17 protein-coding genes are annotated in these 22771 nt (G+C 66.1%); 10 read left to right on the forward strand and 7 right to left on the reverse strand.

Annotated elements, in window-relative coordinates:
* Positions 1 to 19 precede the first annotated feature (19 nt).
* Both QHF89_RS21065 and QHF89_RS21070 read right to left on the reverse strand, forming a co-directional pair.
* Complete coding sequence (locus QHF89_RS21065) at positions 20 to 2140, reverse strand: response regulator (RefSeq protein WP_136969945.1); 2121 nt, start codon at positions 2138 to 2140, stop codon at positions 20 to 22.
* 22 nt (positions 2141 to 2162) lie between these two features.
* Positions 2163 to 7703 (reverse strand): HAMP domain-containing protein, encoded by a 5541-nt coding sequence (locus QHF89_RS21070; RefSeq protein ID WP_136969944.1) that lies wholly within the window; start codon positions 7701 to 7703, stop codon positions 2163 to 2165.
* Between the two features lie 189 nt (positions 7704 to 7892).
* Between QHF89_RS21070 and QHF89_RS21075 the strand changes: the two genes are divergently transcribed.
* Genes QHF89_RS21075 through QHF89_RS21085 form a run of 3 tightly spaced genes read left to right on the forward strand, consistent with a single transcriptional unit; the run spans position 7893 to position 8849 of the window.
* Positions 7893 to 8321, forward strand: a complete 429-nt coding sequence (locus QHF89_RS21075; RefSeq protein WP_284720751.1) for a winged helix-turn-helix domain-containing protein — start codon at positions 7893 to 7895, stop codon at positions 8319 to 8321.
* The gene (locus QHF89_RS21080) at positions 8314 to 8571 is read left to right on the forward strand and encodes a DUF5985 family protein (RefSeq protein ID WP_136969942.1); all 258 of its coding nucleotides are present in this window, start codon (positions 8314 to 8316) and stop codon (positions 8569 to 8571) included. The genes QHF89_RS21075 and QHF89_RS21080 overlap by 8 nt, the downstream gene beginning before the upstream one ends.
* Complete coding sequence (locus tag QHF89_RS21085) at positions 8568 to 8849, forward strand: DUF5985 family protein (protein ID WP_232379689.1); 282 nt, start codon at positions 8568 to 8570, stop codon at positions 8847 to 8849. Before QHF89_RS21080 ends, QHF89_RS21085 begins: the two co-directional genes overlap by 4 nt.
* 1 nt (position 8850) lies before the next feature.
* Here the strand turns inward: QHF89_RS21085 and QHF89_RS21090 are convergent, their stop codons facing one another.
* Positions 8851 to 9585: a class I SAM-dependent methyltransferase gene (locus tag QHF89_RS21090; protein WP_136969941.1), complete on the reverse strand. Its 735-nt coding sequence runs from the start codon at positions 9583 to 9585 to the stop codon at positions 8851 to 8853.
* Positions 9586 to 9599: 14 nt separating this feature from the next.
* Complete coding sequence (locus tag QHF89_RS21095; protein ID WP_136969940.1) at positions 9600 to 11309, reverse strand: hypothetical protein; 1710 nt, start codon at positions 11307 to 11309, stop codon at positions 9600 to 9602.
* 145 nt (positions 11310 to 11454) lie between these two features.
* On the opposite strand from QHF89_RS21095, the gene QHF89_RS21100 reads away from it, so the two are divergent.
* Complete coding sequence (locus QHF89_RS21100) at positions 11455 to 11955, forward strand: hypothetical protein (protein WP_136969939.1); 501 nt, start codon at positions 11455 to 11457, stop codon at positions 11953 to 11955.
* Positions 11956 to 11960: 5 nt separating this feature from the next.
* On the opposite strand, the gene QHF89_RS21105 is transcribed toward QHF89_RS21100, so the two are convergent.
* Positions 11961 to 12686 (reverse strand): hypothetical protein, encoded by a 726-nt coding sequence (locus QHF89_RS21105; protein ID WP_136969938.1) that lies wholly within the window; start codon positions 12684 to 12686, stop codon positions 11961 to 11963.
* A 497-nt stretch (positions 12687 to 13183) separates the two neighbouring features.
* Here QHF89_RS21105 and QHF89_RS21110 point away from each other — a divergent pair, with 497 nt between their 5' ends.
* A complete protein-coding gene (locus tag QHF89_RS21110) occupies positions 13184 to 14371 on the forward strand; it encodes a hypothetical protein (protein WP_284720752.1) in 1188 nt (395 codons plus the stop codon).
* Between the two features lie 445 nt (positions 14372 to 14816).
* On the opposite strand, the gene QHF89_RS21115 is transcribed toward QHF89_RS21110, so the two are convergent.
* Both QHF89_RS21115 and QHF89_RS21120 read right to left on the reverse strand, forming a co-directional pair.
* A complete protein-coding gene (locus QHF89_RS21115) occupies positions 14817 to 15272 on the reverse strand; it encodes a VOC family protein (protein ID WP_136969936.1) in 456 nt (151 codons plus the stop codon).
* Positions 15273 to 15323: 51 nt separating this feature from the next.
* Positions 15324 to 15863, reverse strand: coding sequence for a TetR/AcrR family transcriptional regulator (locus tag QHF89_RS21120; RefSeq protein ID WP_136969935.1), 540 nt, complete (start codon positions 15861 to 15863; stop codon positions 15324 to 15326).
* Positions 15864 to 16679: 816 nt separating this feature from the next.
* On the opposite strand from QHF89_RS21120, the gene QHF89_RS21125 reads away from it, so the two are divergent.
* From QHF89_RS21125 to QHF89_RS21145, 5 genes are all read left to right on the forward strand, one after another.
* Positions 16680 to 17075 (forward strand): hypothetical protein, encoded by a 396-nt coding sequence (locus QHF89_RS21125; RefSeq protein WP_136969934.1) that lies wholly within the window; start codon positions 16680 to 16682, stop codon positions 17073 to 17075.
* 405 nt (positions 17076 to 17480) lie between these two features.
* Positions 17481 to 18368: a hypothetical protein gene (locus tag QHF89_RS21130; RefSeq protein WP_136969933.1), complete on the forward strand. Its 888-nt coding sequence runs from the start codon at positions 17481 to 17483 to the stop codon at positions 18366 to 18368.
* A gap of 77 nt (positions 18369 to 18445) precedes the next feature.
* On the forward strand, positions 18446 to 20128 hold the full coding sequence (locus QHF89_RS21135; protein ID WP_136969932.1) for a 1-acyl-sn-glycerol-3-phosphate acyltransferase: 1683 nt from the start codon (positions 18446 to 18448) through the stop codon (positions 20126 to 20128).
* Positions 20125 to 21108, forward strand: coding sequence for an NAD(P)-binding domain-containing protein (locus QHF89_RS21140; protein WP_136969931.1), 984 nt, complete (start codon positions 20125 to 20127; stop codon positions 21106 to 21108). The genes QHF89_RS21135 and QHF89_RS21140 overlap by 4 nt, the downstream gene beginning before the upstream one ends.
* Before the next feature lie 84 nt (positions 21109 to 21192).
* Complete coding sequence (locus tag QHF89_RS21145) at positions 21193 to 22737, forward strand: serine/threonine protein kinase (RefSeq protein WP_136969930.1); 1545 nt, start codon at positions 21193 to 21195, stop codon at positions 22735 to 22737.
* The last annotated feature ends 34 nt before the right edge of the window (positions 22738 to 22771 follow it).

A 22771-nucleotide genomic window follows, 5' to 3' on the forward strand; every position in this document is an offset into this window, starting at 1 on the left:
CCACCGGGGCCTTCGCCGCTCACGCGTCCGTCAGGGGAATCCCGCAGAGATTCGCGATCAACGAGACGAGCCGCCCGAGGTCCACCGGCTTCGGCACGTGCCGCTGGAAGCCCGCGGCGAACGCGCGCTGGCTGTCCTCGCTCCGCGCATACGCCGTCAGCGCGATCGCCGGGGTCCTCCCGCCAAACTCCGCGGGCAACGTGCGGATGCTGCGGATCAGCGCATATCCATCCATGCCCGGCAATCCGATGTCGCTCACGAGCACATCGGGCCGGGACCGCGAAAGATCGTGAAGCGCCTCGTCGCTCGACGCGGCGAGGGTCACGGTCGCGCCCCGGTCTTCGAGGACACGCCGCAAAAGCGCGCGGGCGTCCTCCTCGTCGTCGACCACGAGCACCTTGAGCCCCGCGAGCCGGACCTGCTGCTCATGCGCCGCGGCCTCGTCCTCGGACGCGCGCGTGACCGGCGTGCTCCGGATGGGCAGCTCCACGGTGAACGTCGCGCCTCTCCCGATGCCGTCGCTCGCCGCGGCAATCGTCCCGCCGTGCGCCTGGACCATTTGCTTGACGAGCGCGAGCCCGAGCCCGAGCCCGCCATGGCGCCGCGCCGTGGACCCGTCCGCCTGCCGGAACGCCTCGAAGATGTACGGCATGAACACAGGATCGATGCCTTGCCCGGTATCGGTCACCCGGAGCAGGAGGTTCGGGCCTGAAAGTGCTGCGCTGAGCTCGACCTGCCCGTCCTTCGGCGTGAATTTGATTCCGTTCGAAAGGAGGTTCCAGACGACCTGCTGGAGCCGCTCGGGATCGCCGAGCGTGAAGCCCAAAGGGCCGACCTGGATCGTGAGATTCACGCCGCGCGCCTCTGCCACGGGGCGAAGTGATTCGACGGCGGCCTGGGTGATTTCCACGAGGTTCGTCGGCACCATGTCGAGCCGGAACTTCCCGCTCACGATACGCGAGATGTCGAGCACGTCGTCGATGATGCGCGCCTGCGCCCGCGCATTCCGCTCGATCACCGAGAGCGCCCGCTCGACCTGCGGCGGCGCCTTTTGCCGCGCGAGGACCGCCCAGCCGAGGATCGCATTGAGCGGCGTCCGGAGCTCGTGCGAGACCGTGGCGAGGAACTGATCTTTCGCCTGGCTCGCGAACTCCGCCTCGGCGCGCGCGGCGCGCTCGCGCTCGAGCAGCGCGGCGCGCTCGGCCTCGTGCGCCGCGCGCTGGAGGTGCCGGGCCACGGCCCAGGCCGCGCGCTCCGCCATGGCCGCAAAGAGCCGCTTCTCCGCATCGGAAAAACCGCTCGCGCGGCTCGATCCGATGAGGGCGACGCCGACGACCTCTCCGAAATGGAGCAGCGGCACGCCATAGAGGGCGCGCGTGGCGCTCGTTTCGAGGCAGGCGCAATCGGGGAAGGCCTGCGCGCCCTCCACCTCGACCGGCTCCTTCCGCGCCGCGATCGTCCCGCAGAGGCCCTCGCCGATCCGCACGGAAATGTCTTCGTCGGCGTGTGGGCCTACCGCGGCACGCACGCGGAGCACCTCGCCCTCCCGGAGCAGCACGGTCGCCGTATCCGCGGCGTCCGCGGCGCCGAGGAAGATATCGATCAGCTCGCGCAGGAGCACGCCGAGGTCATCCGTATCGAGGGCCGCCGTCGCGATACGCTCGAACGCCACGAGCCTGCGCACGGCCTCGTCGCGCTCCCGCGTCCGCAGCTCGACCTGCGCTTTGCGGATCTCCTCCCTTTGCTGGAAGAGGTCCACGAAGGCCTTCACGCGGGCGCGGAGCACGTCGACGTTGAAGGGCTTCGTGATGTAATCGGCCGCCCCCAGCGCGTATCCACGCCGCGCGTAGGCCTCGTCGCGGTGGATAGCCGTCAAGAACAGGATCGGGACCTCGCGGCCGTGCTCGGTCGCGCGCATTCTGCGTGCGACCTCGAACCCGTCCATGTCCGGCATCTGGACGTCGAGCAGCACGACCGCAAACGGCTCACGACGCGAGGCTTCCAGGGCCTCGACCCCTGATTTCGCCTCCACGAGCCGCGCGCCGAGCGGCTTCAGCACCGCGGCGAGGACGAGGAGGTTTGCCGGTGTATCGTCGACGAGCAGGACGCTCGCCGGCGCCGTGCGTTGTTCCGCGTTCATGGCTTCCTGAGGGGCAAAGAGGTCAATCGAGCTGTCCCGGACCGCCCGCGTGTTTCTTGAACCTCCAACCGTGAATCACGGCGAGCAGACGCTCCGGATCGACCGGCTTGGTGACGTAATCGGAGGCGCCCGCCGCGAGCGCCTTCTCCCGATCCCCCTTCATCGCCTTCGCGGTGAGGGAGATGATGGGGAGCGACTGGAACTGGATGATGTCGCGAATGGCGCGGGTCGCGGTGAGCCCGTCCATCTCCGGCATCATCGTGTCCATGAGCACGAGGTCGACGTCGGGGTGCACCTGGAGCAATTCGAGCGCGATGCGCCCGTTCTCCGCGTGGAGCACCTCGATCTTGCGCGCCTCCAGCACCGTGCGGAGCGCGAAGAGGTTGCGGTTGTCGTCGTCGACGAGCAGCACCTTCATCCCACTGAAATCGGCGTCCGGGGACAGCCGCAGGACGTCTCTGTCCGTGGACGGCGACATGGCGCTGGATTCATCGCGGGCCGACAGCTCCGGGCCGACGTACGTCACCGGCAGGTACAACGTGAAGGTGCTGCCCTGGTTCGGCGCGCTCACGACGTCGATCGTGCCGCCGAGCAAGCGCGCGATCTCGCGGCTGATCGTGAGCCCGAGGCCCGTGCCGCCGTATTTGCGGCTCGTGGTCCCGTCCGCCTGCTGGAACGCCTCGAAGATGAGCTTCTGCTTCTCCGTTGGAATGCCGATCCCGGTGTCCTGCGCGGAGAAGGTGATCATCGTCTCGCCCCGATCCCCCGGCGCCACGGCGATCGTCATGGAAACGCCGCCCTCGCTCGTGAACTTGAATGCGTTCGAGAGGAGGTTCTTCAGGATCTGCTGGAGCCGATTGACGTCGGTGTAAAGCGTCTCCGGGAGCCGGCTGTCCATGCGCACCTCGAACGACAGCGCCTTCTGGTCGGCGACATGTCGGAACGTCTGCTCCAGGTAATCGCTGACGTCGGCGAGGCGGAACGTCCTCGGATCGATGGGCATCTTGCCCGCCTCGACCTTCGACAGATCGAGGATCTCATTGATCAGCGCCAGGAGATCGTTGCCCGAGGTATAGACGGTCTGCGCAAAGCGGACCTGCTCGGCCGTGAGGTTCCCGTTCTGGTTGTCCGCCAGCATCTTCGACAGGATGAGCAGGCTATTCAAGGGCGTCCGGAGCTCGTGCGACATGTTCGCGAGGAACTCCGACTTGTATTTCGAGATGAGCTGGAGCTGCTCGGCCTTCTCCTCCAGGCTCAGGCTCGCGAGCTCCACCTCGTTGTTCTTGATTTCGAGCAGCTTCGCCTTTTCGTTCAGCTCCGCGGCCTGCGCCTCGAGCTCCGCGTTCGACTTCTTGAGCTGCTGCAAAAGCTCCTCCGTCCGCATGCTGGAGGAGATCATGTTGAGGATGACGCCGATGCTATCCATCAACTGATCGAGGAACGCGAGGTGGTTCGCGATGAACGGCTTGAACGAGGCGAGCTCGATGACGGCCTTCGTCTCGCCCTCGAAGAGCACCGGCAACACGACGACGCTCCGCGGCGGCGCCTCCCCCATGCCCGTCGCGATGTAAATGAACCCGTCGGGCACGTCGTGCAGCAGGATGCGCTTCTTCTCGAAGGCGCATTGCCCGATCAGGCTCTCCTTCAATCGGTACGTATTCGAGAGGTTCTTGCGGCCGCCGAACCCATAACTCGCGATGAGGTGCAAGACCGGCTCGCCGGTGGCGTCGCTCTCCATCATGTAAAACGCGCCGTGCTGCGCGTCGACGAGCGGCGTGAGCTCGGACATGATGAGCCGGGCGACCGAGACGATGCTGCGCTGGCCCTGCATCATGCTGGAGAACTTGGCGAGGTTCGTCTTCAGCCAGTCCTGCTCTTGGTTCTTGTGCGTCGTGTCCTTGAGGTTGCCGATCATCTGGTTGATGTTGTCTTTCAGCGCGGCCACCTCGCCTTGCGCCTCGACCGTGATGTATCGGGTCAAATCGCCCTGCGCGACGGCGGTGGACACCTCGCCGATCGCGCGGACCTGCGACGTCAGGTTCCCGGCGAGCTGATTGACGTTGTCAGTCAAATCGCGCCACGTGCCGGCCGCGCCTGGCACCTTCGCCTGGCCGCCGAGCTTGCCTTCGATACCGACCTCGCGCGCCACCGTGGTCACCTGATCGGCGAAGATACGCAGCGTGTCGGTCATGTTGTTGATCGTCTCGGCGAGCGCGGCGACCTCGCCCTTCGCTTCGAGCACGAACTTCTGCCGCAAATCGCCGTTCGCGACCGCGGTCACGACCTTCACGATGCCGCGCACCTGCTTCGTCAGGTTCGAGGCCATGATGTTGACGTTGTCGGTCAGGTCCTTCCAGACGCCGGAGACGCCCGGCACCTTGGCCTCCGCGCCGAGTTTGCCCTCGATACCGACCTCGCGCGCGACCGTGGTCACCTGATCGGCGAACGTGCGCAGCGTATCGGTCATGTTGTTGATCGTCTCGGCGAGCGCGGCGACCTCGCCTTTTGCTTCCAGCACGAACTTCTGGCTCAGATCGCCGTTCGCGACCGCGGTCACGACCTTCACGATGCCGCGCACCTGCTTCGTCAGATTCGCGGCCATCACGTTGACGTTGTCGGTCAGGTCCTTCCAGACGCCGGAGACGCCTTTCACGTCGGCCTGTCCGCCGAGCTTGCCCTCCGTGCCGACCTCCTTCGCGACGCGCGTCACCTCCGCGGCGAACGAATTGAGCTGGTCGACCATCTTGTTGATGACGTCCTTGATCTGGAGGATCTCGCCTTTGACGTCGACCGTGATTTTCTGCGTCAAATCGCCGTTCGCGATGGCCGTCGCGACCTTGGACACGTCGCGGAGCTGGACCGTCAGGTTCGAGGCCATGGCATTGACGTTGTCCGTCAGGTCCTTCCACGTGCCATAGACGCCCTTGACGTCGGCCTGCCCGCCGAGCTTGCCCTCGGTGCCGACCTCCTTCGCGACGCGTGTCACCTCCGCGGCGAACGAATTGAGCGTGTCGACCATCGTATTGATGGTGCTCTTGAGCTCCAGGATCTCGCCGCGCGCGTCGACCGTGATCTTCTGCGAGAGATCGCCCTTCGCGACGGCCGTCGTCACCTTCGCGATGTTGCGCACCTGCGTGGTGAGGTTCGCCGCGAGGACGTTCACGTTATCGGTGAGATCCTTCCACGTGCCCGAGACGCCTTTCACGTCGGCCTGACCGCCGAGCTTGCCCTCCGTGCCGACCTCTTTCGCGACGCGTGTCACTTCCGCGGCAAAGGACCGGAGCTGGCCGACCATGACATTGATCGTGTTCTTCAGCTCCAGGATCTCGCCGCGCGCGTCGACCGTGATCTTTTGCGAGAGATCCCCCCGCGCGACGGCGGTCGTCACGTTCGCGATATTGCGCACCTGCACGGTGAGGTTCGCCGCGAGGACATTGACGTTGTCCGTGAGATCCTTCCACGTGCCGGAAATGCCCTTGACTTCGGCCTGCCCGCCGAGTTTGCCTTCGGTGCCGACCTCCTTCGCGACGCGCGTCACCTCCGCGGCAAACGAATTGAGCTGGTCGACCATGACGTTGATCGTGTTCTTCAGCTCCAGAATCTCGCCGCGCGCGTCGACCGTGATCTTTTGCGAGAGATCCCCCTTGGCGACGGCCGTCGTGACATTCGCGATGTTGCGGACCTGCGTGGTGAGGTTCGCCGCGAGGACGTTGACGTTGTCCGTGAGATCCTTCCACGTGCCCGAGACGCCCTTCACATTGGCCTGACCGCCGAGCTTGCCCTCGGTGCCGACCTCCTTCGCGACGCGCGTCACTTCCGCGGCGAAGGAGTTCAACTGGTCGACCATCTTGTTGATGACGTCCTTGATCTGGAGAATCTCGCCCTTGACGTCGACGGTGATCTTCTGCGTCAAATCACCGTTCGCAATGGCCGTCGCGACCTTGGACACGTCGCGGAGCTGGACCGTCAGATTCGCGGCGAGGCCATTGACGTTGTCCGTCAGGTCCTTCCACGTGCCCGAGACGCCTTTCACCTCGGCCTGACCGCCGAGCTTGCCCTCGTTGCCGACCTCCTTCGCGACGCGCGTCACTTCCGCGGCAAACGACGAGAGCTGGTCGACCATGACGTTGATCGTGTTCTTCAGCTCCAGGATCTCGCCGCGCGCGTCGACCGTGATCTTCTGCGAAAGGTCGCCCTTCGCGACGGCCGTCGTCACCTTCGCGATGTTACGCACCTGGGCCGTCAGGTTTGCGGCGAGGCCATTGACGTTGTCCGTCAGGTCCTTCCACGTGCCCGAGACGCCCTGTACCTCGGCCTGCCCGCCGAGCTTGCCTTCATTGCCGACTTCCTTCGCGACGCGCGTCACCTCCGCGGCGAACGAGCGGAGCGTGTCGACCATCGTATTGATGGTGTTCTTCAGCTCGTAGATCTCGCCGCGCGCGTCGACCGTGATCTTTTGCGAGAGGTCGCCATTGGCGACCGCAGTCGTGACCTTCGCGATGCTGCGAACCTGGGCCGTCAAATTCGCGGCGAGGCCATTGACGTTGTCCGTCAGGTCCTTCCACGTGCCCGAGACGCCTTTGACGTCCGCCTGTCCGCCGAGCTTGCCCTCGGTGCCGACTTCCTTCGCGACGCGCGTCACCTCCGCGGCGAAGGACGAGAGCTGATCGACCATGACGTTGATCGTGTTCTTCAGCTCCAAGATCTCGCCGCGCGCGTCGACCGTGATTTTTTGCGAAAGGTCGCCCTTCGCGACGGCCGTCGTCACCTTCGCGATGTTACGCACCTGGGCCGTCAGGTTGGCCGCGAGGCCATTGACGTTGTCCGTCAGGTCCTTCCACGTGCCGGAGACGCCTTTGACGTCCGCCTGCCCGCCGAGCTTGCCTTCATTGCCGACCTCCTTCGCGACGCGCGTCACCTCCGCGGCGAACGAGTTCAACTGATCGACCATCGAGTTGACGGTCGTACCGATGCGGAGGAATTCACCACGCACCGGGCGGCCGTCGATTTCGAGGACCATCTTCTGCGAGAGGTCGCCGCGGGCGACGGCGGTGATGACGCGCGCGACCTCGTTCGTCGGGGCCACGAGGTCGGAAATGAGCTGATTGACGGACGCCATGCAGCTCGCCCACGAGCCCTTCGCAGGGCCGACGGAGGCGCGCTCGTGCATCTTGCCTTCCTGACCGACGACCTTGCCGACACGAACGAGCTCGCTCGTCATGTGCTCGTTCAGGCCGATGATGTCGTTCAGGAGCTCGCCCGTGCGGCTCAGAATCCCGTCTTTCTGGTATTCGAAGCGGACCGTGAAATCGCCTTGCTTGACGGCCTTCAGGACTTCCTGGAGGTGCTCGACCTCGGCGCGGCTGTCGTCGGAGAGCCGCTCCCATTCCGCGATGGCGGATGCCCCGCGGCTCCGGGTCGTCGTCTTGCCGAGGCTCCTCGCTCCATTCTTGGCCGTGCTTCTTCCATGAAGATAGCTATCGACGCCGTTCGGGGTCTTGTGCGCGCCATTCGATCGCACGGTCCGGCTCTGCTTGGAGACGACGGCTTCTTTTGTGCTCATTCCTCGTTCCCCAGGGACGTCCTTGGTCCGCTGCATGAGCGGTCTTCACCCAGTGTGGTCAAGGCCCCGGCATAGCTTTGTTTGGGACAGCACGCTTGCATCATCATGCATGAGGCCGTCACGTCCGCGATTGCACGGCTTGTCCGTCTTCCCATGTCGTCGCCGCTCGGTTGCGAGGTGTTCGCTCGAATGGTACGCCCACGATCGGGAGAGACATTGGCCGAGGAGCGGCGATTACCCGACGAGGTCGCGCGGTTCATCGCCGACCACATCACTTCGGTGGAGCAGCTCGAGATCCTGCTCCTCCTGCGTGGCGCTCGTGACAACGCGTGGACCGCCCGCGCGATCTGCGAGGCGCTCCGCACGAGCGAGCAATCGGTCATCCGCCGCCTCGCGGACCTGGAGGCGAGCGGGCTCGTCGCGTCGCGCCCCGGCTCCAAGGTGCTCGTCTACCGGTACGCCCCCGCTTCGCCCTCGCTCGACGAGGGCGTCGCGCGTTTATCGGCGGCGTACACGGAGCTCCGTTACAAGGTGCTCGACAGCATTTTTTCGAACCCGATCTCCGACCTGCACGTGTACGCCGAGGGGTTCCGGTTCAGAAAGGATCGGGATGGCTGAGACCGTTTATGCGCTCTGCCTGCTGGCCAGCCTGGTCTGCGCGGCGCTCCTGCTCAAGAACTACCGCCATACCCGCCTGCGCCTCATTCTGTGGACGGGCCTCTGTTTCTCCGCGATGGCCCTGAACAACCTGCTGCTCCTCACCGATCTCCTGATCGGGCCGCTCGCCGATCTGTCGATCCCGCGCGTCGCGACCGCGGTCATCGCAGTCGGGCTCCTCCTCTACGGAATGATCACGGAGGTCACGTGATCCAGCTCCTCTCGGGCATGTTCGTGGGCATGGCCCTGGCCGTCAGCTTGTTTTTTCTTCGCTTCTGGCGGAAGAGCCGCGAGCGGCTGTTCGCGCTGCTCTCGCTCGTCTTCGCGCTCCTCGCGGTCGAGCGCTCGGTCCTCGCGTTCGTCCGCGGCGACCACGAGAGCAGGCATTGGATCTTTCTCGTGCGGCTCTTGGCGTTTGCGCTCCTCATCGCGGGCATCGTCGACAAGAACCGGCGTCAGCCGCGCCGATTCACGTTTCGCCCGCGTTGATTCACTTCACGCAGGAGAGCACCTCGGCGTGGGGACGGCGGAGGTATTCGGTCCAGAATTCGGTCCCGAGCGCCGTGATCCCCTCCGGGGCGATCTGCGGCGGGTGCCAGACGATCTCGCGGAAGCCGGCTCCCCGCAGGGCCTCCTCGTAGGTGGCGCGGCTCCAGTGATGCGCGGAGATCGTGAACGGCAGCCCCGGCGCAACGCTCGTCAGCGTGGCGACGTCGCCATCTCCCTCGCCATGCGACGCCACTTCGAAGCCGTATTTCCGATAATACGAGGCGTCTGCAAACTCCATGTCGGGGCTCATGCAAATGGACACGAGGCGACCGCCCGACGCGAGGGAGGCGAACAGGCTCGTGCACATGTCGCGCAGCACCTCCCGCGTCGGCGCGTAATGCAGGAGGTAGGTCGCGGCGACGACGTCGAAGGTGCCGAGGCCGCGGGCGCTCGCGGCGTCGAGCACGTGGTACTCGATGCCGAGCGGCTGCGACGCTTCGAGGTGACGCGCATAGTCGATCATGCCCTCGGAGTTGTCGATGCCCACGACACGCGCCGCGCCGCGCTGCTGGAATCGACGGCTGTAGAGCCCCGTGCCGCAGGCGACGTCGAGCACCGAGCGGCCCTTGATGTCGCCGAGCGCCTGGAAGAACGTGTACTCCTCGTAATATTTTCGTAATGGCAGTTCGGCCGTGAGGTTCGTGATGGCTGCGAGTGTGTCGTATTGGCTACCCATCTGGTTCCTCTCTTTCAGAGTTCGATCAGCGCCTGCGCGGCGACCACGGGGATCGACGGCCTCGCGCTCGCCATGCTGGAAAAACGCACCGCGGCAGGGTGCGGCACCCGCGCGAGCGCGTCGAGCTCGGTGGGACGCACCGATTGATACAGCAGCTCGACCGTCACGCGCCGGACCGCCGCGCCGCCCTCGATCTTGTACGTGACGCGGTCGAAGCCGGCCTGGAACGTGCCGTCGCCCGAGACGCCCACGGGCCCGATCCAATCGATCCACGTATCCGCGCTCGACCAGCCCAGGGGCAGGAGGCGATTGTCTTTGACAAACCCGACGGACGCGAGCGGCCGATGCGTGGGCGCGCCCGTGGCGTCCTTGGGGACGGCCTCGTAGACCTGCACCTCGGATTCTTTCGTGACGAGGTCGAGGTGCGGCAGGACCGCATCGGCCCGATCGAGCCGCGCGCCCGCGCGATCCACGAGGGCGCCCGTCGCGTCGAACCCGCCCGATTCGAAGAGCACGTCGCCGCCCGCGCCCTCGGCGCGCAAATGAATCCACGCGCGCCGGCTCGGATACCCCGTGGGGAACTTGTGCCCCGCGTGGTTCTCGACCTGCACCTCGACGGAGAGCGCGCTGCCCGCCATCGACGCCGAGAGAATCTTGACGCCGCCTCCCTCGGCGATGTGCGCCTCGGCCCGCGCGGCCGATTGTTCGAGCTCCTCCGGCGCCACGCTCGCGCCCGTCCATTCGACGTTGTCCGCGAGGATCCGCAGCATGTAGGAATTGCCTCCGCTGAACCGATGCTGCCCGTACGGCGTGCGCTCGCCGAGCCCCGCGGGGAACTTGGCAATGGGAGAGGAGATGTCGACCTTCGCCGCGTCCTGCGTGGGCAAATGGCAGGTCGCGCAAGGGACGCCCGACGCGAACGTGGAGTTTTTCCATTCCAGGTAGGGCGCCTGCTCCAGGAAATCCCCCACGCGCTGGTCGCCCTTCATGATGGGCACGAGCACCGTATGGCACGTGGCGCAGACCTCGCTCTTCGTGATGTGCGTGGAGGCGGTGGGCGTGTAATTCACGATGAGCTCCATCGGATCGACCTTGGGCACGAGGTGCGGGCCATAGATCTTCCGCTCGTATCCAATGACGAACCCGCCCCCGAAGCTCTGCGTTTTCCCGAGCCCATCGTCAGCGATCTGGTGGCACAACGTGCAGGTGACCCCGTCGCGGGCGAGGTGCGCCTCTTCGCCGTCGCCCGCGACGAGGGCGTCGAACGTCAAATGCGCGCCTGCCTGCGCTTGCTCCTCGGACCCGGCCGGCGCGTGGCAACGCGTGCACGTCTCCTCGACGAACGCCTCGCGGCCGGAATGCTTGACGAGCTCCTCGCCGAAGACCGCGAGGTAATATGGATCCCGTGCGGCGAAGGCCATCATCGAGCTTCGCCACAGATACACCGGCGAGATGTCGTTGCCGGCGGTGTCGTGCATCACCGTCGATTCCGGGCCGGCGAAGTGGCATTGCCCGCACTGGCTGCTGGTCGCGAAACGATCGGTGTTCGTGGGCAGGACAGGCGGGAGCGAATCGAGCGGCGGGGGGAGCACGACCTCGGGTTCGGGCTCGGGTCCGGGTCCGGGCCCGCCGCCGGGCGATGTCTCCCCGCAGGAAACCCCGAGGGGCCAAAGGAGCAGCAAGATGCCTGCGCTCCGCGCGTATCGGGTGTTCGTCGCGTTCATGGCAGATCCCTCCGATCTGTGGGTCCGGGCGCCATCAAACCAGAGCCCTGCGCGAGAGGCGATGACATTGTGCAGACCGCGTGCGAGGATGATGACGGAACGCAACGGAATCGGCGTGGGATCCAGCGGGGCGAGGGCGGAGACGATGGGCGCACGGGACGCGATGGGCGTGTTGCTCCGGCCGGGGATCACCGGCTTTAGCGGATATCCCGGGCCGCCTCCCGACGCGGCGACCTTCCGGGCGTCCTGCCACGCGGCGCTGCGCAGGCTGCATGGCAAGAACCAGGTCCTCTGGTTCGACGGCCCGAATGCCGGGCGAAATCACCACCGCGCGCTGCTTCGGCTCGGGCACGCGGGGCTCCCGTCGCACGTCCTCGTGCTGCTCAACGAGATCTTCCCGATCCTCGCATTCGCGCGCGCGAGCGAGGACGGGCCCGGGAACCTGCTGTACACGTTCCTCGACGCGCCCGCGCTCGCGGCAGGATTTCACGGCGCTTATGAGATCGCGGCCGCGGAGGATCTGCAAGCCCCGTTTGATGGGAAGACGTGCGAGCGCCGCGGCCTGCTCGACCGGGACGAGCTCGCGCAGGCGTCGTACTGGAATCCCGCGCAGCTCGGGCACGTGGTGTTCAACCACTGGGATTGAACGTCCTAACATTCCGGGACGAGGTCCACGCCGCCGAAGAACTCGTCCACCAGGATCCTCCAGGCCCGGCCATTCTCCTCGGGCCCGCATTTGAACGCCGGCTTGATCGGTTTCTCGCCGCGGAGCACGGCGCGCGTCTCGCGGTAATACCGGGCGGCGAGGTCGGCGCCGTACTCGTTCACGGCGTCGCCGTTGTTCGGCTGGAACGCGTAATACGTCCCGCCGCGGACCATCGTGGGCATGGGCGCGTAGGGCGCGAGGCACGAGGGCTTCGTGCTGCATTTTTGGAGGATGGTGTCGTGGATCGATCCGAGCTTCTTGCGGGACCATGGCTCGGGCCCCGAGAGCCGCGCGGCGTCGTTCAGGTGAAAAATCTCGTGGAACAGGGTTTCCCGCACGGCCTCCGCGGAGCCGTGGAGCGAGCCCGAGACGTTGTAGCCGATGCTCCAGCCGCTCGCGTACGCGGAAGGGGTCGTGCGGCCGACGGAGCGAAAAAACTTCCAGGAAAGGGAGCGATGTCGATAGCGGACGCCTGCCTTCGCGCGGGCGGCGACGCCGTCGAAGAAGGCGTCGAAATCGGCGCTCGCCTCGGCGATCCAGGTGAGGTGTTTTTCATATCGGCCCACGGGCAGCTCCGGGACGATACGAATCGAGCCGCGGAAGCCGCCCTCCATGACGTAAGGCTCCTCGACGCCGACGACGCTGCCGGTCTTTTCGTAGAGCGAGAGCACGGTGGCCCGCGCGGAGGCGTGCCCTTCGTAGCGCTTTTCGATCAGGCAACGAATCCGCGCCCGTGGGTCGATTTCGGTGCAGGCGGCAGCGGCGGACGCATCGCCGGGGAAAAGCAGCGTGACGGCTTCGTCCGCTGAAAGGGAGGGGGGAGCGGGGGCGCTGGCGGGAGCGGGAGCGGAGGCGCTGGCGGGAGCGGGAGCGGAGGCGGAGGCGGAAGCGGAAGCGGAGGCGCGCGCGGAAGCGGAAGCGGAGGCGCGCGCGGAAGCGGACGCAGGCGCCGGGTCCGACGGTACGGCGGCAGGCGTCCCGCAGGCAGCGAGGAAAAGCGGCGCAAAAAAGCCGGGTTTGGCCAGGCGTATCATTGTCCCATCCACCGGAAGTCGGACCGAGGGGCGGTCAGATTCTTGCCGCCAGCATACTGCGCGTCGTGGCTTCTGCACAGGCATGGTAGGATGTGAGCCGGCGTCCGTAGCTCGGGCGCCGATCGGAGGACTTCATGCTTCGTTTTGGCTTGATTCGCGTGGGCGGGGTGATGATGGCAGCCGCGGCGCTCGCGCTCACGGCGTGTAGCCCAACGGTGACGGGAGGCGGAGGCGGCGGGTCCGGCGGATCCGGCGGATCCGGCGGATCTGGTGCGCAAGGCGGGACGGGCGGCATTGGGACGGGCGGTACCGGCGGCATCGGGACGGGCGGCACCGGCGGCGGGATCGGCGGCACCGGCGGCACCGGCGGCGGCACGGGCGGGGGCGGACAAGGCGGGAGTTTGCCCGCGTGCATCGACGGACCGGAGGTGGTGCTCGCCGTGGATCGCATCCTGATCGGGGATACGGACCCGAATGGGACCCCGAATCCGACGAATGGGTGGAAGCAATACGGAAGGAACATCGACGGGCTCGTGTCCACGAAAGAGTCGGTGGGCCTCTGCAAGCCTGCCGCCGGCGGGTCGCCGGCCTCGTCCTATCCCGACGGGCCCAACGGGATCGACAACTCGTTCGGGAAGAACGTCCTGCCCATTTTTCTGGGCCTCGCATCGGATGTGAGCACGACGAGCAACGAGCGAATCGGGAATGGCGAGTTCACGTATTTACTCTCGATATCGAGCCTCGGTCAGGAGGCGTGCGCGACATCGAGCAAGTTGTACCTGGGTGCAAACCTGGGCCACCAGCCATTCTTCGACGGGAGCGATGTCTGGCCGATCGACGCGTCCTCGCTCACGGATCCGGCGGACCCGACGTCGGCGGTATGCGAATTCTCGACCACGGCCATCGAGCAGGGCTTCGTCGAGGCCGGCCCCCCCGGTCAACTCGACTTGTTGCTCCGGATCTCGGACTTCGACATGGTGCTACCCATTCACCACGCCCGCATTTCGATGGTGCTCGATGCGGATCACATGGGCGCCACGGCCGGCCAGATCGCGGGCGTGATCGACACGCAGGATCTCACCGATGAGGTGGCGAGGGTGCTGGCCGCTTACGACGAAACGTTCTGCGATTCGAACAGCCCCACGCTGCAGAGCATCCTGAATCAGCTTCGCCAGGCTTCGGACATCATGAGCGACGGGACGCAAGATCCGACGAAGCAATGCAATGCGATTTCGGTCGGCATCGGCTTCACGATGAAATCGGCGCAGCTCGGGGCCGTCGTGCCGGCCGCGCCGCCGCCGCCGGATCCCTGCGTACCTTGAGCCGGCGAAACGGATAGAATGCAGGGGCGTCGACGGGCGCCGATCGGACGAAGCCCTGTTTTTTGGGGTTTTGCCGAACCTCGGGCCCGTGGCGCTCGCCGCCGACGCCGCCGGATCCCTGCGCACCCTCCGCTCGTTGAGAGAAAGCATACCGCAAGCTGCGTCCACGGGGTCGCTCGTGGTCGTCTGCGAGGCGCGTGGACCGCCAATGCGCAAGTGGATGCCTATTGGGCAACACTGCTTGCCGTTCCCCAAGGCGCGCTGGCTGGGACAACGAGTGTCATGCCGTAGTTGGGAATACAGCCGTGGCGGTGGCGCCGCGGTGATGGTGTTCGTGCGCGAGGGCCAATTGGCGGGTTGTTCACCCGAAGCGCACGCGAGTGAACACACGGCTGAAACTGCTGTCGGCCCTTAGCTGCCGGTAAGGCGCTATGAGCCATGTCAGCTACAGCGACGATCCAACTTTCTGCGCGACATCCCAGATGTAGCCGAAGGGATCTTTTATTCGCGCTTTTAGGTCGCCCCAGAACTGCATCTTCGCCGGGCTCACCACTGTGCCGCCCGCTGCTACCATAGCTGCAACTAGCTTTTCCGCATCATCGACGTAGAGATAGAAGACGAACGGCGATGGTACACCACTGGTCAGTGGGCTCTGGCATTCCGAGTCCCAGCCTTCCTTGTTGATCGTAAAATTTATGCCGCGATAACGAATCCGCGCAAACAACAGGCCTCCGGAGTCATCTTCCAATTCGGAAATGGCAACCATATTCATTACATCCGTGTAGAACGCCACGGCCTTGCGTGCATCTGGCACGCAGATGGCCGTAGTCAGCCAATTGAGACCGGGCCAGGGATGGTTGCGATGCTCCACATTGTCGAACCAGTTGAGCTTCTTTGTCATGTCTTCCTCGGGATTGGGGTTTGGTTAATAAATGATCAGGGAGCTGCTGTGTCAGCCGCTTGTTCCCAGCAATTGCACCAGTCGCTCCGATACCTGCTTACGTAGGGCAGGCTGCATCGGTCGGCCCGAGACATATTCGTAGGCCCAAAGCCCATCAGCCGCGAGGCGCGCAATGAAGCGGACAAGTTCTGCCTCGTCGCCGGAAGCCAGGGGTTCCGGCACTGACCACGCCTCGATAAGGCGCGCCCATGGCGCGCTCATGGTGCGATCCTTCTGGAACTCCAGCAAGAACAGCAGTTCCGCGCGGGAGGCCCGAAGAGAAGCGCCGACATAGGCCCGACGGCGTTCTTCGATCGTTGTCTGCTCGAATGGCTTACCCGCCGTTTTAAGCAGGTTTGCCTCCCATTGATCGGCCAGATATTGGTTGATCGCCAGGATCAACTCGTCACGTGAACCGAAATGGTAGAGCATACCGCCCCGCGTCACCCCGGCCTCTCTCGCTACGGTATCAAAGGTGATCGCGGTGAGCCCGTCACGATTGATGACGCGCACCGCTGCATCAAGAATGCTGTCCCGGTTATTCTGGCGCATGGCAGTCTCCGTACAGTCAGGCTCGAAACAGCATCAGGATTTCCCTGATGGAAGCAGAGAACCTATGTGGGATCCCTTAAACTGTACATTCTAGAATGTACAGTCAAAATTTACGCGCCGGATCCCTGCGCACCCTCCGCTCGTTGAGAGAAAGCATCCCGCAAGCTGCATCCACGGGTCGCTCGTGGTCGTCTGCGAGGCGCGTGGACGAGACTTCGAGACGCGTCCACGAGACTTCGAGGCGCGTGAGCAAGGCATGGAGGCTCACACGACGCGTCTTCAGGTCGTGTGGACGAGACTTCGAGACGTGTCCACGCGCCTCCGAGACGCGTGGGCGAGGTATGGAAGTTCACCCGACACGTCTTCAGGTCGTGTGGACGAGACTTTGAGACGCGTCCACGAGCCTCCGAGGCGCGTGGGCGAGGCATGGAGGCTCACCCGGCGCGTCTCCAGGTCGCGTGGACGAGACCGCGGTGTTGCGTGGGAGGGGCGCGTTGACGGTACAAATGTAGGTGTGGTAACGTCTGCCGGCGTTGAGGGGGGACGATGATGCGGGCGTACCTTGTGGGGCTTGTTCTTGCGCTGGCCGGGATGACGGTGGGGTGTGGGCCTACGGTGACGGCTACACAGTGCCGCGATCCGGCGGCATGCGCCCTGCAAACCGATCTCTGCTACAACAGTTGCGCAAATCCCGGCGCGCGCTCCGGATGCGGAGACTGTTGTAGAGAGACGCAAAGAAAATGCAACGACTGCGACGTCAGCAGAGATGATTACAGCTTCCGTAGCTGTGATTGAACCGTGCACAGGAACCAGATCATGCGACGTAAGATAAGCGGGTTTTTGTTCATCCTTGGGTTGATGACGGCCTCGTGCGGGGGCTCCGATCCAGAGCGCTTCATCCTCAAGAACAAAGAAGTCGCGCGCGTCGAGGGATGCCACCTTTTCATGGATAGCTGGAACGCTGCGGACGACCGAGGGCGTCGCTGGGCGGGGCTCGAATTCGTCTGCGACGTGCCCGAGTCGGCCCAGAATGAAAAGGAGTGGTGGGGGGACAAGCCCCACCCCTTGGCTTTCACCATGGGCGTGGGCGAATGCTTGGTGCTCGGTAAAAAATTTTATTGCTTGGAGAAGATTGAACCGGGCGAAGCGACATTCAAAGCCACCTACGAATGGGTGACTCGTCACCACGACCACATCAAGCCGCTCCCCTGATCCTCCCCTCGCCCGCCCCTTCCAAAACTTCCGCCTGAGCCGAGCGCGCGCCGCCCCCTCGCGCACGCCCCCCGCGCGCACATCGTGCTCGCGCCGAGCCGCGAGCCTGCAACATTCTTCCGCCGGACACAGTCCCCATGATAGAGGGCTTACCAACGCCCGTCGCATCTGACGTGGCCCGGAGGACCCTACATGATGTTTGCGCGTTCGGTTCGTGTCGGTTCGGCTCTTTCAGCAGCGACGCTCTCGCTCGTATTCGCCGTGCATAGCGGTGTGGCTGGGGGTTGCTCCGCCTCCCAGCAATCCCGAGGGGACGGTGGTAGCGGTGGAGAGGAAGAGCCGTGGGGAGAAGGTGGGATGGGGGGTGGTGTCGGCGGAAACTCGCCGGCATGCGAGGGTCCCGGCGTGATGCTCGCCATCGACAAGCTGCTCCTCAGCGATACGAACCCGGACGGGTCGGCGAGCCCGCAGGCGTGGCGTCAGTACGGGATGAACCTCGACGGGCTGTTCACGACCGCCGAATCCCTGAATACCTGCAAGCCCAGGCCGGGAGGCACGGCCGTGGACGTGCTCCCCGACGGCGACAACGGCAAGGACAACGCCTTCGGCAAGAACATATTGCCCATTCTCATGGGCTACTTCGGGTCGATGGGGGAGATGACGAACGCGATGATCACGAACGGCGATATGACGCTCCTGTTTTCGCTCTCCGGCAGCGGTCAGGGCGGCCCTGCGTGCGCGGCGACGGGCAAGCTCTTCCTCGGCGCGGATCTCGGGAAACCTCCGCTCTTCGATGGGAGCGACATCTGGCCCATCGACCCGTCGTCCCTCACGAATCCTGCCGACGCGACGTCGGCTGCGTGCGTGTTTCCAGAAACCGCTGTCGCAGAAAACACCGTGCAAGCCCAGCCCCCGAGCGAATTGCAGGTTGTCCTCTCGCTCGACGGCGCTCGCCTCGTGCTGCCGATCCGGCATGCCCGTATCTCGATGCAGCTCGACGCCCAGGGCGCGACAGCCGGGCAGATCGGGGGGCTCATCCCCGCGGCAGAGTTCGTCGATGCGTTCAAGAAGGCGGCGGGGTCGATGGACGATGCGTTCTGCGATCCGAACAGCGCGACGGCGCAGAGCCTATTCAACATGATCCGCGATGCATCGGACATCCTGAGTGACGGGACGCAAGATCCGAAAAAACAGTGCGATGCGATCTCCATCGGCCTCGGGTTCACCATGAAACACGCGAATCTCGGGTCCGTGGCGCCCGCCGCGCCGCCGTCGGAATCGTGCGTACCGTGACGTAGACGGCCCGCCGCGTACGCCCACACGCACATCCCGCTCGCGCCCGGCCGCGAAATTTCCTACACAATATCCGCATGCAGGACGACGCCCCCATCTTCGGGTTCAACGCGGCGCGGGAAGACATCGTGCGGTCCGTGGTCTCGCGTGTCGTGCTCTCCACGAAAGACCCGCTGCTCGCGCTGAACGACGCGGCCTACCACGAGACCAAGCGCCTCGAGTCCAGCAAGCGCGGGCCCGAGGAGCAGAAGGAGCTCGCCGAGTGGCAAAGGCTCGCGCGCGCCCTCGGCCGCATGCCCGACGGCGAGCGGCGCGAGAAGCTCGCCTCCATCGTCGAGCACGTCGGCTGGGACGTCGCAGGGAACTTCGACCCACGCGTGTTCAAGGTGTCGTCGAAGCTCCTGCCCCCGATCGTGACGTACCTGCTCGCGCCGCGGACGCTCGTGCGTCTGGCCCGCGATCCGAAGCAGCTCGTGAGCCTGTCGGCGCTCGACGACAAGGTGCGCGTCGAGGGGCCGGTCGAGGAGCTGCGCGAGCTTTCGCGGCAAGGGACGGCGGTGTACGTCCCGACACACCTGTCGAACATGGATTCGATCGTGTTCGGCTACGCGCTCGAGCGCGCCGGGCTGCCGCCCGCGACCTACGGCGCAGGCAAGAACCTGTTCACGAACCCCGTGCTCTCGTTCTTCATGCACAACCTCGGCGCCTACCGCGTCGACCGGCGGATCCGGCACAACCTCTACAAGGACGTGCTGAAGACGTACTCGTGCGTGCTGCTCGAGCGCGGCTACCACTCGCTGTTTTTCCCGGGCGGGACACGTTCACGCTCGGGCGGCGTCGAGCGGCGGCTGAAGCTCGGGCTCATGGGCACGGCGATCGAGGCGTACGCGCGGACCTTGATGGCGAACCGGGAGCGGCGCGTGTACTTCGTGCCCGCGACGATCAACTACCTGATCACGCTGGAGGCCGAGACGCTGATCGCGGACTTCCTCGCGGAGGCCGGCAAGGGGCGCTTCATCATCGAGGACGACGAGTCGTCGCGCGTCGGCCGCGTGACCGCGTTCATGCGCAAGATGTTCGACATGCAAGGCGCCGTGGTGATCCGCTTCGGCAAACCCATCGATCCCTTCGGCAACATGGTCGACGAGCGCTGCCGGTCGTTCGATCGCCGTGGGCGCGAGGTGGATCCCGCGAGCTACGTGAAGGATGAAAGCGGGCGCGTGACGCTCGATCCCGTGCGCGACGCGCAGTACACGCGCGAGCTCGGCGACGAGATCTGCAAGGCCTACCTGCGCGACACGGTGGTGCTGGAGACGCACGTGGTCGCCGCCGCGAGCTTCGAACGGCTGCGGCGCGCCTCGCCCGCGTCGGATCTTTTCACGGTGCTGCGGCAGCGCGACGTGGTCGTGGTGCCGCGCGACGAGCTCGCCAAGGACGTGGTGAAGCTGCGGGATCGGCTGGTCGAGCTCGCCGATCGCGGCGAGATCGTGGTCGGCGGGTTTCTCCGGACCGCGTCGGGCGGCGACATCGTGGAGCGGGCGCTGCGGGCCTTCGCCGGCTACCACGCCTCGCCCGTGCTCGCGTCGCGGCCGGAGGGGCTCGCGATCATGGACACGAATCTATTGTTTTATTATCAGAACCGGCTCGCGGCCCACGGGATGGCCTGGGACGTCATCGCGCCGCCGGGCATGCCGCCCGCGCGGCCGCCGGTCTTCGCCCCACCCGCGGCGCGCGACGCGGCGCAGGGAGGTTTGTCGTGACGGATCGTCAGGCGCCGAGCGTGGGGATCGTGGGCGGCGGGCCCTGGGGGCGGGCGCTCGCGACAGCGGCGCGCCGGACGGGCGCCGAGGTCGTGTTGCACTCGCGGCGAGATCAACCGGGGGGTTTGGGGGCGCAGCTCCGCTCGTCGGAGCGGAGCCCCCAAGCGTCGACCGCCGATCCTGGCCTGCACGTGACGGTCGATTACGCGGAGGTCGCGAAGGCGCGGCTCGTGGTGATCGCGGTGCCGTCGTCGGTCGCGCGGAGCGTGCTCCGGGCGCTCGGGGATCACCTCGGCGGTCAGCACCTCGTGGTGCACGGGGTGCGCGGGCTCGGGGTCGAGGGGCTGGAGACGGTGAGTGATCTCGTGCGCGAGGAGACGCCCGCGCGGCGCCTCGGCGCGCTCGGAGGGCCGGTGCAGGCCGGCGAGCTCATCGAGGGGCGGCCGTCGGCGATGGTGATCGGGTCGCGGTTCCCCGAGGTGATCACGGCCGCGACGCGGGCGTTCCAGGGCCCGAGCCTTCGGGTGTACGGGACAAACGATCTTCGCGGGCTCGAGTGGGCCTCGGCGCTCGTCGGTTGTCTGTCGATCGGGGTCGGCTACGCGGAGGAAGCAGGCGCGGGGCCGGGGCTTCTGGCGGCGCTGATCTCACGCGGGGTCGACGAGGCGGCGCGGCTCATGGCGGCCGCGGGCTGCGAGGAGCGGACGATGCTCGGGCTCGGCGGGTACGGCGATCTCTTGGCGTCGATCGCGCTCGAAGACCGGCCGGAGGTGGTGCTCGGCAAGGCGCTCGCGCGGAAGGTGCCGCTCGATCAAGCGATCACGATGGCGAAGCTCCGGGTGGAGGCGATCCCGCTGATCCCGCGGATCGTGCGGTTCGCAGAGGAGCACCGGGTGGACGCGAACACGTTCGGGGCACTCTCGGAGATCCTCGCCGGCGGGCGCCCACAGGCCATGCTGGATCGCATGTTCACAGGTTGATCGTGACGCCGGGGCGAGCGCGTCGAAAACCTGCCGTTCCGGTGCGGCGGATCCCGCTTGCGCGGATGCGTGATCGGAACGAACATGGGCTCCGTGTCTGCCGCGCAGAGCCTAGCCGATAAGGAGCCGGTGAGCGTCGGCAAGTACAAGCTGATCGCGAACCTCGGCCGTGGAGGCATGGCCGACGTGTTCCTCGCCGTGGTCGCAGGGCCTCTCGGCGTGAACAAGCTGCAGGTCGTGAAGCGGCTGCGCGCCGAGTTCGCCGAGGATCCCGAGCGCCGGGAGATGTTCCTCGACGAGGCGCGGATCGCGACGCGCCTCAATCACCCGAACGTGGTGCAGACGTTCGAGGTGCACGCGGACGACGGCGTGTACTTCATCACGATGGAGTACCTCGAAGGCGCGCCGCTGAACCGGCTGATCAACCGGTCTTCGCGGACGAAGACGCCGGCGCCGCCCGGGGTGCTGCTCCGGATCCTCGCCGACGTGCTCGCAGGGCTGCACTACGCGCACGAGCTCGCCGATTACGACGGCAAGCCCTTGAACATCGTCCACCGCGACGTGAGCCCGCACAACGTGATCGTCTCGTACGACGGTCAGGCCAAGCTGCTCGATTTCGGGATCGCGAAGTCCGACGTGCGTTTGATGGAGACGCGCACGGGAATCATGAAGGGCAAGCTCGGGTACATGGCGCCCGAGCAAGTGCGCTGCAGGCCGCTCGATCGGCGCGCCGACGTGTTCGTCGCAGGGATCGTGCTGTGGGAAATGCTGGCCGGCCGGAAGATGTGGGACAAAGCCGCCGATATGGAGGTGCTCCACAAGCTGGCGACCGGCGAGATGGAGGCGATCGAGTCGGTTCGTCCCGACGTCCCCCCGGCGCTCGTGAAGATCTGCGCGAAGGCGCTGGCGTACGATCCGGCGGAGCGATATGCGACCGCGTCCGAGATGCGCGTGGCGATCCTCGGTTATCTCGACGGCGCAGGGCTGCGCGTGACGCCGGAGGACATCGGCAAATACGTCACGTCGGTCTACGCGGACAAACGCACCGAGATCCGGAAGATCATCGAGCGGCAGATCGCGAAGCTGCGGCAAAGCGAGGCGGCGTCGCCGTCGGCCGAGGACGCGCCCGCGTCATCGATGCGCGTGCTACGCGGGGATACGGCGCACGGCGGGAGCGAGCCGGGCGTGGGGGCGAGCCTGCCGAACCTGCGCAGCATGCCGCCGTCGATGGAGGCGCCCGACGCGCTCGCGCCGGAGATCCCGCCCCCCCCGAGCCTGCCCTCCACGGCGGCGATCGAGCCGGCGCCGGTGACACCGACGCTCGACCGGAACCCCGGGCCAAAGACGGAGCCGCCCGCGGTGCGGACGAAGGAACGAGCGCCCGTCGAGGCGCCGGCGGACCTGGTCGAGGCGGCGCCCGAGTCGTCGGGAGGGTCGGACCGCGTTCGCCTGTTCGTGGCGCTCGTGGTGGTGCTCGCCGCGGCGGTGGGCGCGTTCGTGGCGCTTCGGTTCCGACAAACCCATACGCCGCCGGCGCCGCCCGCGGCCGTGGGGACGTCGCAGGTGGATCCGAAGCAGCCGGGCGCCGGGCCGGTCACGCCGGCGGCGACGACGACGCCCCCGAAGTGAAGCGCTTGCCGGGGCGGCATGCCGTGCTAGTCGC

The sequence above is a fragment of the Polyangium sorediatum genome (assembly GCF_029946465.1).
GTDB lineage: Bacteria > Myxococcota_A > Polyangia > Polyangiales > Polyangiaceae > Polyangium > Polyangium fumosum.

Bases quoted from the DNA above. Each gene is read 5' to 3' on its own strand.
- QHF89_RS21065 (WP_136969945.1), bottom strand. From the start codon at position 2,140: ATGAACGCGGAACAACGCACGGCGCCGGCGAGCGTCCTGCTCGTCGAC.
- QHF89_RS21070 (WP_136969944.1), bottom strand. From the start codon at position 7,703: ATGAGCACAAAAGAAGCCGTCGTCTCCAAGCAGAGCCGGACCGTGCGA.
- QHF89_RS21075 (WP_284720751.1), top strand. From the start codon at position 7,893: ATGGTACGCCCACGATCGGGAGAGACATTGGCCGAGGAGCGGCGATTA.
- QHF89_RS21080 (WP_136969942.1), top strand. From the start codon at position 8,314: ATGGCTGAGACCGTTTATGCGCTCTGCCTGCTGGCCAGCCTGGTCTGC.
- QHF89_RS21090 (WP_136969941.1), bottom strand. From the start codon at position 9,585: ATGGGTAGCCAATACGACACACTCGCAGCCATCACGAACCTCACGGCC.
- QHF89_RS21095 (WP_136969940.1), bottom strand. From the start codon at position 11,309: ATGAACGCGACGAACACCCGATACGCGCGGAGCGCAGGCATCTTGCTG.
- QHF89_RS21100 (WP_136969939.1), top strand. From the start codon at position 11,455: ATGGGCGCACGGGACGCGATGGGCGTGTTGCTCCGGCCGGGGATCACC.
- QHF89_RS21110 (WP_284720752.1), top strand. From the start codon at position 13,184: ATGCTTCGTTTTGGCTTGATTCGCGTGGGCGGGGTGATGATGGCAGCC.
- QHF89_RS21115 (WP_136969936.1), bottom strand. From the start codon at position 15,272: ATGACAAAGAAGCTCAACTGGTTCGACAATGTGGAGCATCGCAACCAT.
- QHF89_RS21120 (WP_136969935.1), bottom strand. From the start codon at position 15,863: ATGCGCCAGAATAACCGGGACAGCATTCTTGATGCAGCGGTGCGCGTC.
- QHF89_RS21125 (WP_136969934.1), top strand. From the start codon at position 16,680: ATGCGACGTAAGATAAGCGGGTTTTTGTTCATCCTTGGGTTGATGACG.
- QHF89_RS21135 (WP_136969932.1), top strand. From the start codon at position 18,446: ATGCAGGACGACGCCCCCATCTTCGGGTTCAACGCGGCGCGGGAAGAC.
- QHF89_RS21145 (WP_136969930.1), top strand. From the start codon at position 21,193: ATGGGCTCCGTGTCTGCCGCGCAGAGCCTAGCCGATAAGGAGCCGGTG.